This is a genomic window from Catenibacterium sp. AM22-6LB (genome assembly GCF_003435615.1).
GTDB classification, from domain to species: domain Bacteria; phylum Bacillota_I; class Bacilli_A; order Erysipelotrichales; family Coprobacillaceae; genus Catenibacterium; species Catenibacterium mitsuoka_A.
Genome location: NZ_QTUM01000064.1, coordinates 1 through 11,976, shown reverse-complemented (window position 1 = coordinate 11,976; position 11,976 = coordinate 1). Strand labels below are relative to the sequence as shown.

15 protein-coding genes are annotated in these 11,976 nt (G+C 27.9%); all 15 read left to right on the top strand.

The window, feature by feature from the left end; genetic code table 11:
• Positions 1-280 precede the first annotated feature (280 nt).
• On the top strand, positions 281-466 hold the full coding sequence (locus tag DW269_RS13060) for an S-adenosylmethionine synthetase N-terminal domain-containing protein (RefSeq protein ID WP_233502501.1): 186 nt from the start codon (positions 281-283) through the stop codon (positions 464-466).
• A 194-nt stretch (positions 467-660) separates the two neighbouring features.
• The gene (locus DW269_RS13055) at positions 661-768 is read left to right on the top strand and encodes a hypothetical protein (protein ID WP_370446099.1); all 108 of its coding nucleotides are present in this window, start codon (positions 661-663) and stop codon (positions 766-768) included.
• Positions 765-1,247 (top strand): methionine adenosyltransferase domain-containing protein, encoded by a 483-nt coding sequence (locus tag DW269_RS13050; RefSeq protein ID WP_370446098.1) that lies wholly within the window; start codon positions 765-767, stop codon positions 1,245-1,247. Before DW269_RS13055 ends, DW269_RS13050 begins: the two co-directional genes overlap by 4 nt.
• 10 nt (positions 1,248-1,257) lie before the next feature.
• Positions 1,258-2,199, top strand: a complete 942-nt coding sequence (locus tag DW269_RS10870; RefSeq protein WP_117459881.1) for a radical SAM protein — start codon at positions 1,258-1,260, stop codon at positions 2,197-2,199.
• A gap of 3 nt (positions 2,200-2,202) precedes the next feature.
• A complete protein-coding gene (locus tag DW269_RS10865; protein WP_117459879.1) occupies positions 2,203-3,168 on the top strand; it encodes a hypothetical protein in 966 nt (321 codons plus the stop codon).
• On the top strand, positions 3,161-4,084 hold the full coding sequence (locus DW269_RS10860) for a glycosyltransferase (RefSeq protein WP_117459877.1): 924 nt from the start codon (positions 3,161-3,163) through the stop codon (positions 4,082-4,084). The genes DW269_RS10865 and DW269_RS10860 overlap by 8 nt, the downstream gene beginning before the upstream one ends.
• A 38-nt stretch (positions 4,085-4,122) precedes the next feature.
• Entirely contained in the window at positions 4,123-4,965 is an 843-nt protein-coding gene (locus DW269_RS10855) for an HAD-IIB family hydrolase (RefSeq protein WP_117459875.1), read from the top strand.
• Positions 4,955-6,127 (top strand): MFS transporter, encoded by a 1,173-nt coding sequence (locus tag DW269_RS10850; RefSeq protein ID WP_117459873.1) that lies wholly within the window; start codon positions 4,955-4,957, stop codon positions 6,125-6,127. The genes DW269_RS10855 and DW269_RS10850 overlap by 11 nt, the downstream gene beginning before the upstream one ends.
• 8 nt (positions 6,128-6,135) lie before the next feature.
• A complete protein-coding gene (locus DW269_RS10845; protein ID WP_117459871.1) occupies positions 6,136-6,969 on the top strand; it encodes a radical SAM protein in 834 nt (277 codons plus the stop codon).
• Positions 6,970-7,279: 310 nt separating this feature from the next.
• A complete protein-coding gene (iadA, locus tag DW269_RS10840; protein WP_117459870.1) occupies positions 7,280-8,344 on the top strand; it encodes a beta-aspartyl-peptidase in 1,065 nt (354 codons plus the stop codon).
• 413 nt (positions 8,345-8,757) lie between these two features.
• Positions 8,758-9,462 carry a TraX family protein gene (locus DW269_RS10835; RefSeq protein WP_233502500.1) on the top strand — a complete coding sequence of 235 codons (705 nt, stop codon included), beginning with the start codon at positions 8,758-8,760 and terminating at the stop codon, positions 9,460-9,462.
• Between the two features lie 76 nt (positions 9,463-9,538).
• Complete coding sequence (locus tag DW269_RS10830) at positions 9,539-10,441, top strand: alpha/beta fold hydrolase (RefSeq protein ID WP_117459866.1); 903 nt, start codon at positions 9,539-9,541, stop codon at positions 10,439-10,441.
• 16 nt (positions 10,442-10,457) lie between these two features.
• Positions 10,458-11,093 carry a GyrI-like domain-containing protein gene (locus DW269_RS10825; protein ID WP_117459864.1) on the top strand — a complete coding sequence of 212 codons (636 nt, stop codon included), beginning with the start codon at positions 10,458-10,460 and terminating at the stop codon, positions 11,091-11,093.
• A gap of 2 nt (positions 11,094-11,095) precedes the next feature.
• Positions 11,096-11,419, top strand: a complete 324-nt coding sequence (locus DW269_RS10820; protein WP_195921644.1) for a hypothetical protein — start codon at positions 11,096-11,098, stop codon at positions 11,417-11,419.
• A gap of 477 nt (positions 11,420-11,896) precedes the next feature.
• Positions 11,897-11,976: helix-turn-helix domain-containing protein (locus tag DW269_RS13230; protein WP_147580610.1), on the top strand; the 80-nt coding region annotated here is incomplete at its 3' end.

Here is an 11,976-nt window from a genome sequence, read left to right as displayed (position 1 = left end):
CAGGGTCACGAAATAAATATCCTTTTTTTATCGTGTCCTTTTTACAGGGTCCATTTTATGATTTAATAGTCCTTTTTTGTTACACTATATAATTTGGTAATTACGATGAGTCATTATCTTATGACTAATTTGAGTCGCTTATGACACATTTGTAGTATTTTTTGTTATTAATATTAAAATATTAAATGTCTAGACGAAAAAAAATCAATTTTTTGGGGTTAAGGTAATAAGAAGATGGTATTTTACATCAGATAGTATCACATTAGGACATCCTGATAAGATGTGTGATTTTATTTCTGATAGTGTATTAGATATGGCATCATCAAATGACGAGCTTAGTAAAAAGGCTGTTGAAAGATCTATTAAGGATAATAAAATTTGGATTTTTGGAGAAGCTAAAACAAAAGCAAGATTAAATTATACTGAGATTGTAAATACAGCATTAAAAATAAATAATATAAAATGAAGAATTTATTATAAGTGTAGATGTTGATGAGCAATCACCAGAAATTAATAATGCGGTAGCACATTCAGATGGTAATATTGGTGGGGGCAATCAAGAATCTATGTTTAGATATGCTTGTAAAGAAATCGACGAGTATATTCTTAAGTCAATTTATTATGCAAGTAAGTTGGCAAAACGTTTGTGTGATATAAAACATAAGTATCATTTTTTTAGGTGTAGATGGTAAAACACAGGTTACCGTAGAGTATCATAATGATAAACTGATTAGGGTTGATACAATAGCGATTTCTACTCAGCAATAAATAAGAATTTAATCGAAAAAAACACGAAAATATTATTTGATCCTAGTGGTTCATTTGTTTTAGGAAGACCATATGGAGATAGCGGTACAACAGGTCAAAAGATAATAAGTGATACATATGGTGGCTACGCTAGAATTGGTGGTGGATATTTTTTATCTAATGATCCTAGTAAGGTTGATCGTAGTGCAGCATATTATTGTAGATATGTAGCCAAGAATGTAGTTTCACACGGATTTACGAGTAAGTGTGAAATACTAGTTTCATATGTTATTGAATTATCTGGCCCACTATCGATTATGGTTGAAACATTTAATGATGAAAAAGTATCTTTTGATATAATTAGCAATTATATCAAAGAAAACTTCTCTTTTAATGTTAGCAATATTATTAAGGAATTAGATCTTAAAAAGCCTATTTATGCTGAAACGGCTGGATATGGCATTTTGGTGATGATAGATTTTAATAAAAAAAATATTTAGAGGTATAATTATGGATAAAAATAGAATGAGTGTTATTTGGAATGTAACACGAGCTTGTTGTTGGAATTGTAAGTTTTGTTATGTTGATGCAGTATATACAGGTAAGAAAATTTTAAATGAAACTCATGAAAATGAGTTATGTCTAAAAGATAAAATAGGTGTTATTGATAAGTTAGCTAAGCATAATGTACGTGTAGATTTTTCTGGCGGAGAGTTATTTACTAATCCTGAAAATTTTATGTTAATTGAATATACCTCAAGAAAGTTAGGACGCAATAATATAGGTGTAAGTATATCAGGAGCATTTTTAGATGATGAGTTAATTAAAAGACTAGCTAAATTAGTACATGATGTAGAAATTACATTAGATTGTAGACCATATGAATTTTATGAATCAAGACCGAACGGTTACCATGAATATGCTGCACATGCATTAGCTGAATTGAGTAAATATGATGTTATTACAGGTGCACAAACTGTGATAACTAAGGAAAATATGAGTAAATTAATAATAGATGAATTATTTCACTGGTTAGAAAAAAATAATGTTAAGGAATGGAGTATTTTGCGTTTCTTCCCATCTGGTAGAGGTAGAAAATTTCAATCAATTACACCAACTCATTTAGAATATTGTGAAGTAGTAGATTATATAAAAGCAATTACAAGCAAATCATCTATTGATGTTCATTTTCAATATTTATTACCAAATCACGAAAAATATACATTAGAGTGTCGAGCAGTAAAAAAATCGATTGGTATTTTACCTGATGGTAATGTAATTAGTTGTTTTTGGGCATTGGGTGAAAAGGCTAAAATTGATAATGATAAGTTTAACCTAGGTAATATTACTAAGCAGTCGCTAGAGGAAATTTTAAATTCTGAAAATGCACTATATTGGAAAAATTCTTGTAACACATGTATGATTTTTGATAAATGTAAGTTGGAGAAATAGCTTATGTTAGAGATGATATTCTTTTACTTTCAAAGTTTTTTATCAGGGATTATCGAATTTGGAATAGTTTACTATGCTTATAAAAACAATTTACCTATACCTGTTTTAATAGCTGTAGGTTGTGCATATCAATTTGGAAATATTATAAGGAACTTTAATGTAAAAAAATTGGGATTAATAGTAAATATTCTTGTACTTATTAGTGTTTTTTTCATAGAAAACTTAGCATTTAAGCTAATCACTTTAGCATTTATAATATCCTGGAATTTACAAATGACAAGAGATGTTTTTAAAAGTAAATCCAATACAATGTTAAAACGATGTTTTCGAATATTAGGCTTTACAAGTATATTTTTTATTAATTATAGACTGATATTATTTATTTTTGTCTTTTCAATTATAATGCTTCTTATTAAATATGATGAAATTTCAATTAAAAACAAAATAAATTTAAAGATAAATAATAGCGATTTGATAATGTTAACACATCAGTTACATTATTTTAGCTATTGCTATATTGTTTTTGTGTTATTATTAGATTTTAATATGCCAAAAATATTGGCAATATTTATTTTTGTATTAGGATGGATAACTTATACATCTACACAAAAAATATTAAATAGTAATATGAATATAAATAATGCTATTATTGCACATTTTTTATTAGCACTAACATTAATTCTATTAGGAGTTTTTCATAATAGTTCATTTTGGGCAAGTGTATTTTGGATTATAACTGGTTTTTTTGGTGGTACAGTATATATTTTAAAAAACTATCTTAATGTTAATTGTTATATATCAAATAGTCACATTAATTATATTGAAGATTTAGGGCATATTATGGGTGCGCTAATTTCATTGATTGTATATTACTTTACGAATAGTTTAATATATCCAATTTTAATTGCAGCGTTTTTTGCAATAGCTACTTCATTACAGTTATTATGGAAAGGAAGAAAATATGAATAAAATAGTATTTGGAATTACTACTTATAATAGTCTCGATTTTCTTTATGAAAATTTAGAAGTATTATTTAATGAAATTTCTAAATTACATAAATATAATAAAAAAATAATAGTTTCAAGCAATGGAAATCAAAATTTTAAAAATATACCTATAATCATTGATCAATTAAAAGAGATTTTTGATACGATTGAAATTGAGTTATTAAATACAACGGTTAAAGGTAAAAATAATGCATTAAATGCTATTCTAAAATGTTGTGATCAAGATGATATTTGCTATTTTATTGATGATGATATTGATATTTCTTACAGTACAATACAATCAAATATTGAATGTTTAATTCGATATCGAGTATTATACAATATTCCAGTTATTGTTGGACCAAATTTTAAAATGAAACAAAATAATTATAATTTATTTCAAAGGATAATATCTATTCCATATTTAGAAAATGCTGCAAATTCACCTTTTGTCATGGGTGGAGCGTTGACTTTTTATAAAAAAGATTTTGAAAGTTATCCTACAGATGAGAACGTTGCAGATGATGGATATATTGGTAATTATTTTTTGAAATATTTATATGATCACAATATCACACAATACTCAACAAATATTATTAAGGATGGTTATGCATACTTTAAACCATGTAAAACTTATCATGAATGGAAGCAGCAGCAAATCAGAATTTTGATAGGTGTTGACAATTCCTATAAGTATTTTGGTTATCAATATGAAGATTATTTTAAAAGTAAATGTAAATGGGAATTTAGTTTTTCAAAAGAATTACAAAAACCAATTAAAATGAATTTAAATGTATTAATTTATCGTTTATTACAAAAAAGAGTATTAAAAATGCTAAAAAAAATCAAAACAAATCAAGTTGTGTGGGAAAATATCTCTTCCACAAAAAAAATTTAGATTGTTGAAATATAGAAAGAAAGGAATGTGAGACTAATATGAAAAAGAAGATAATATTTGTTTCAGATATTGATGGTACATTGATATCTGATGGTAATGAATTATCGAAAACTTCAAAAAGAATTTTGAAAGAATTATATAGTAAAGGAATTCAGATTTGTTTTGCAACAGGTCGTGATTATAAGAAGTTGAACGATGTTTTAGGAGATATTGAATTTAAATATAGTGCTATTTGTTGTAATGGTTCAGAAATATATGATGAAGAGAGTAATGTGCTAAATAAAAATTATTTGGATAATTCGAAATGTGAAAGGATTATACAATATTTAGAAAAGTTAGATGTTTTATATATGTTGTATACTGATAAAGGTAATGTTGTTCGAGGTACAAAAGACAGAAATACTAGATTATTAAAATTGGGTGAAACAAAGCAGGGCTCTTTTGAAGATATAGTAGAAGAAGCAAAAATATACTATAAATTGATTTATGCAAATTCAAGAGAAATTTTTAATATTGATAGTTCTGGATTAAATATTTTAAAAATTGAAATCATAGATTCAGATGTTTATAAATTAATAGAAATGAAACAAGCTTTGGAAAATATCTGTGATATATCAATAACTACATCGTTTAAATATAATTTAGAAATTCAACCTTTAAAAATAGATAAAGGTAGTGCATTGAAAGATTTAATTGATGATGGATATATTATTGTTGCAGGTGATGGTGAGAATGATCTATCTTTGTTTAAAATGGCTGACTGCACAATAGTTCCACAAAAGAGAGATACTATTTTAGATCAGTATGACAATATAATTACATGTAATCCAGAAGAAATTTTAAGAACAGTAGAGGAGAAGGCAGAAGAATATGATTTCTAAATTAACTTCAGTTAAGAAAATGTATTTAGTTAATTTTTTTATAAGTATATCATTATATTTTCCTGTAGAAGTTGCTTATTTAAATAGTCTTGGTTTTTCTAGTATGCAAATTACAGTCATCAACTTATGTTTGCCATTATTTATAGGAATACTAGAAATTCCGACAGGACATCTTGGTGATCTAATTTCTAGAAAAAAAGTTATGTTGTATTCAATACTTACCTTTGTTATTTCATTATTGATTTTAATTATGTTTAGAAATTTTCACATGATTTTAATTGCCTATTTTTTGGAAGGATTGGGATGGAGTCTTGCTTCTGGAAATAATGAATCTTTACTTAAAGACATTGTAAATGCTGATGTTAGTAAATTTAATAAATCATTATCAAAATTTTACGAATTTTCTTTTCTAGCAACTTTAACATCAAGTATTCTGTTAGTTATAATAACAACTTTTTATGGAGAAAATTATACATTACTACTAATTGTTACTTTTATTATTCGATTATTTGCTCTAGTAATGGGATTAATGATTAAAGAAACTTCAACTAATGGAAAAGAAAGTATGAGTAATACATTAACAATAGGCAATGCTCTTAAAGCTTTTTTGCAAAGTTCAGAGACAATTTCAATCGGTATATATGAAGGTATTGGACGATTCCAGTTCTTTTTTCCAACAATATATCAGATTATCTTATTATTAAATGGTTTCCCATTAAACTATATTGTTTATATTAATTTTGGATATGTAGTTTTTCAATTTTTAGTTCAAAGATATAGCCAGCATATTATAAAATTTTTCAAACGACGTCTTCTTTTAGTTATACTGCCTATATTACAATCATTGTTGATGCTATCATTATTTAGTAAAAATATAGTTATAATTGCAATTTCAATTATAATCATATATATGTGTATTCCATTAAAAGCGCAGATTACAAATGAGTATAAGCATATATATATTGATGATGATAACCGAAGCACATATATATCTGTAGTATCATTTATATCTTTAGTATTTAGTACAGTAGTATTTTTTGCGATTGGATATATTTTTGATCATTCACATTTCATGGGAGAAATAAGTATGATTTTATCAATATCAATTATAAGTATATTATGCGTAAAAAATATAACAAAATTAGATAGAAAGTTCGAATAAAAAATAGTATGAAAGTTATTCAAAAAAATGTGAAAGACGTTTATACAAAAAGTCAATTACCTGCTGCAGATATTGTAGTAAATCCGTATGTTGGATGTACGCATAAATGTATTTATTGTTATGCTTGTTTTATGAAACGTTTTATGAAAATAGATGAAGTATGGGGAGAATATATCGTAATAAAGGATTGGCAGACAAAAAATCTAAAAAAATTAGAAAATAAAACTGTTTTGCTTTCATCTATAACTGATCCATTTCAACCATTAAATCTAAAGTACAAAAGAACTCAAAAGGCATTAATGGAGATAAAAAACTCAAACATTGATACAAATGTAGAAATTTTAACTAAATCAAAATTCATTTTAAAAGAATTAAAGCTAATTAAAAGCATAAGTAATATAAAGGTTGGTATTTCTTTAGCTACACTTAATGATAAGATTTCAAAAAGAATAGAGCCAGGTGCTAGTTTATCTAGCGAAAGAATTCAAACCCTCAAGACATTAAACAATGAAAAAATTAAATGTTACGTGTTTATCTCTCCTATAATTCCCCATATAACAAATGTATTTCAGATAATAGATGAAGTATATGAATATGTGGATTATATATGTTTTGAAAATTTGAATTTGAGAAGTCCTTATAAATGTGAAGTGCTAAATTTTGCAAAAGAGGTTCTCCCTAAAGACGAATATCAAGATTTTGAGAGAATTTTTAATGACTCTAATTATGGAATAAGATATTGGCAACAGTTGGAAAAAAGAATAGAAAAATATTGTCAAGCTAAGCATATCACATATAAACTGTACTTTTATCATAATAAAATAAGAAAAGGTAAAAGGTAAAAGGTAAAAATAGCTGATAATAGAGATAACTAATTGTAAAATAGCATAAATGATTATTCCACTTCAGTTGATCACTCATTCCGAATAGGTTGACCAAGTGTTCCGATACTCTTGATCAACTTGCAAAGGATAAAATAAAAATGTAGGTAAAAGACAATATAAGAATGTTGGAAAACCTACATAATTAGAGCACTTATCGTCTGCTTTTTTATATTTATATATAGACAATTAATGCAATTTAGTCTTTCTTTCAAGATTAACATGACAGCATGTTGGTTTCTCTATATAATACTCATTGAGGTGAAAAATTATGAAACTAATTAAAAACATTCAAATCTATGCACCAGAAGACTTAGGTGTCAAAGATGTATTGATTTCAGATTCTAAAATAGAAAAGATAGATGATCATATCACATATCCTTATTCTATTGAAACAATTGATGGGACAGGTTGTATCCTTACACCAGGTCTTATTGATCGTCATGTACATATCACAGGTGGTGGGGGAGAAGCAGGCTTTATTTCTCGTGCTAGACCTATTGAAGTCAATGAAATACTAGATGCAGGTATTACTACTGTGATTGGATTATTAGGTACAGATGGCTATACAAGAAACACAAAAGAATTATTCGCTAAGGCAAAAGAATTGACTCAAAAAGGTGTCCATACCTATATTCTAACAGGAAGTTATACATATCCTACATATACTCTCACTGATTCAGTAGAAGATGATATTGTATTTATTGATAGTATTCTAGGTGTTAAGCTTGCTTTAAGTGATCATAGATCAAGTCATATTACTGATGATGAACTTGTGCGTTTAGCTTCTCAAATCCGTACAGCAAGTCTTATTGCTGGAAAACAAGCAAATTTAACACTTCATATGGGTGATGAAAAACAAGGATTAACTCCTGTATTTCATGCTTTAGAAAGAGCTGATATTCCTGTTTCTTTATTCCAACCTACACACTGTAGTCGTAATCCACACTTATTTAAAGATGCACTCAAGTTTGCTGAAATGGGTGGTACAGTTGACTTAACATGTGAAGGTGATGGCAAGACTCTAGAATTCATTAAACAGTTTAAGGATACTTCTAAAGTCACTATTTCTAGTGATGCACAAGGCTCATGGTCTACATATAATGAAGATGGATCTATCAAAGAAATTGGTATTACACCAGTCTCTAACTTAAAGAAAGAATTTATTTCTCTAAAGAATGCATTGGGATATGAAAAAGCTTTGCCATTCTTTACTCAAAATGTTGCTCAAATATTAGGTTTAAAAAATACAGGAGTCATTAAAGAAGGCTTTGATTGTGATTTAATTATCTGGAAAGATGATGAAATCAAACATATCATCACAAAGAAAAATTAATACTAAATAAAGGTTCTGATTTTAATAAATGTCATTCAGAACCTTTTCATTTCCAAGAAATACTTAAGGGGGATACCATACTAATATAAAGAAATATGTTATATTCAGTCACTTATCAAGATGGTTGTATTTAATCTGACTATTCTTATAAATACAGAGGGTACCTCACACAATTAAGAATCATCCTTTTATGTCATGAAGTAAGATGAATTTCACTTTTTTATAGTATAATAAGAGTTCAATATAAGATGCTGAATGTATGGCTTTTTCTGATATGCTATAATATAAAAGCAGAGGATCTTATAAATGAAATGGGAGATTTTATTCTAAAAAACATATCACAGTAATTACTAAGGCTGATTCCTTTGTAAATCAGCCTTTTATGTTATAATGGTTTTGAAAGGATGAGACATATGAATAATATAAAAGAGAGAATCAAGATATTCTCAGGTGCAAAATTAAAATATATCGCATTTGCCTCAATGTTGATTGATCATTTCAATAAAGCTATTATCTATCCTAATCTAGATGGTGGTACTTTAAATAGAATAAGTGATCTATTTGATATTTTAGGAAGAATTGCTTTCCCTATATTTATCTTTCTTCTCATAGAAGGATACTTTCATACAAGAAACAAATGGAAATATTTAGGAACTCTTCTTCTATTTGGTATCATCTCTGAAGTCCCATTTGATATGTGTACATCGGCTGTGTTCTTTGAACCCAACTGGAACAATATCATGTTTACACTGTCATTTGTACTTGCCATTATATGGATTATAGATGTATTAAAAGAGAAACTGAATAAACCATTATGGTATGTTGTATCCATTCTCATTGTCACAGTTATGTGTTTTGTAGCTATGAATTTAGGATTGGATTATGAACATCATGCCGTACTTATTGGATATTTCATGTATATATTTCATGATAAATATATCTATTCTATACCATTTTGTTATGCGTCAATGTTTAAGGAACCCTGGGCATTACTTGGATTTGGTTTGAATCTGACTTATAACGGAGAAAGGGGGAGACAAAATAAACTTTTCAACTATTTCTTCTATCCAGTACATTTGCTTGTTTTAGGAATAATAAGAATGACTCTTCATATTTAATGACATCATCTAAAGTTCATAATAATTTTGTAGTATTAATTTGAATAAAAATTATAATGAAACGAGGTAAATACATATGATTATTGAAACACTCTTATCAAAAAGAGATCAATTACCCCTAGAACTAGCTATTATTGAACCAGAAGGAGAGGCTATCGGTATTATTCAGTTAATACATGGTATGTCTGAACATAAAGAACGCTATTATGACTTTATGAACTTTTTATCACAACAAGGCTATATTTGTGCCATTCATGATCATAGAGGACATGGTGCAAGTGTAAAAGACAGATCACATTTAGGATATTTCTATACGAACGATATAACATATATTGTAGATGATGCTTATCTAATTACAGAATATTTGAAAAACAGATATCCTACATTAAATATCTCTATATTTAGTCATAGTATGGGTACATTAGTTTCTAGAAACTACCTAAAGAAATATGAAAAGCATATTGAAAAGATTGTATTGTGTGGTCCACCTACAGAAAATAAACTTGTTGATCTAGCATTATTTGCAGGAAAACTTACTGGATTATTTTATAAAGACTATAAACCTAATAAGATTCTGAATAAGTTATCTGTAGGATACTACAACAAAGGCTATACAACTAAAAATGAATGGATCTGTTCTAATTTACAGACTGTGTCTTCATATAACACCGATCCTCTATGTGGGTTTACTTTTACTACAAGTGGCTTTATAAATCTTTTCCAGCTATTAAAATCAGCTTTCATCAAAGATGATTGGAATCCACAAAACAGTTCTTTGCCTATATTCTTAATTGCAGGTGTTGATGATCCAGTTATTCAAGGAAAACAGAAATTTAATGAATTAGAAGAGTTCTTAAAAGAAGTAGGTTATGAAAATATCAAGAGTAAACTGTACAAAGATAAAAGACATGAACTACTCAATGAAACAGATAAAGAAATAATCTATAAAGACGTTTTAGATTTTTTCTGTACTGATTAACTATAGGAGGTTAAATATGGCTTTTGATTTTAAGAAAGAATATAAAGAATTCTATATGCCTAAAAATAAACCCATGATAGTCACTGTTCCTCGTGCTAACTATATTGCGGTAAGAGGACAAGGGGATCCAAACGAGGAAGGTGGTGATTATCAGAAGGCTATTAGTGTACTATATGCAGTCGCTTATACACTTAAGATGAGCTATAAAACAAATTATAAGATAGAAGGATTCTTTGAATATGTGGTTCCTCCACTAGAAGGTTTCTGGTGGCAGGATGGCATCGAAGGTATAGATTATGATGATAAATCTACTTTTAATTGGATTTCTGTTATTCGTTTACCAGACTTTATTACTAAAAAAGATTTTGAATGGGCAGTAGAAACTGCTTCTATTAAGAAAAAAATGGATTGTTCTTGTGCTGAATTTATTACGATTGATGAGGGATTATGTGTACAGATGATGCATATAGGTTCATTTGATGATGAACCTGCCTCTGTTGCACTTATGAACAAATATATAGAAGAAAATGGATATATAAATGATCTTACAAAAGAAAGACTACATCATGAAATATATCTTTCTGATGCAAGAAGAGTCGCACCAGAAAAATGGAAAACTGTCATTAGACATCCAATCAAAAAAAGGGGTTAAGTATGAATGAAAAAATAGGAGAAGTTTTCTCTATCACAAAAGATAACGAGCCTATACCAGGCTGTACCACTTCTAAAGCAGTAAATGATACACTGACTTATTTCTCACTTGCAAGAAATACAGACATAAGCGCTGAAATATATCCTTACTATAAGATGATTTATGTCTTGAAAGGTCAGTTGGAAGTCTATGGAAATAATGGCTATACTAAAGTAGTTAAAGAAAAGGAAAGTTTCATTACATTTACTGATATACCTATGGGTATAAGAACTAAAGATGATGTCATATATACAGAAATATTAATAAGACAAACTATAAGTAACTAAATATATCGACTATTGTGATTAAATGTGTTCAAATCTCCTCAAAGGAGAGCGTTAAAATGAAAACATCAAATATCACAAATTATAAATTAAAGGATTTTACTGAACTTTTAGGCGTATCTGTTAAGATGTTATAACGTTGAGATAGAAAAGGAACTTTAAAGGCAAACCGAACCAAAACTAAAGGCATTATTATACTTATAATCATCATTTACTAAATCAAGTTGCATTTTTAAGATAGTTTTATAATGTAAAAGAATTATTTGAATACCCACAGACCACAGGTTAGTGAAAATTAAATTTTATTAACGCCGATTAAAAGGCGTTCATGAAGCTGAACTGAATACATGAATTTTCTATTTGTTCTATAATTAAATTAGAAATTAGATGGAGAACTCATGCAGGATATTGTTTCAATACTCCATGTGTTCTCCTGCAGGCTGCAAAGGGTTTCATAAGTATAAAAACTGATAGAAAGGGATGAGGAAATTGCTGAAGAGTTTCAAGACGGAAATAAATCCAACAGAGGAGCAGAAAGTCAGGATTCGTAAAACAATAGG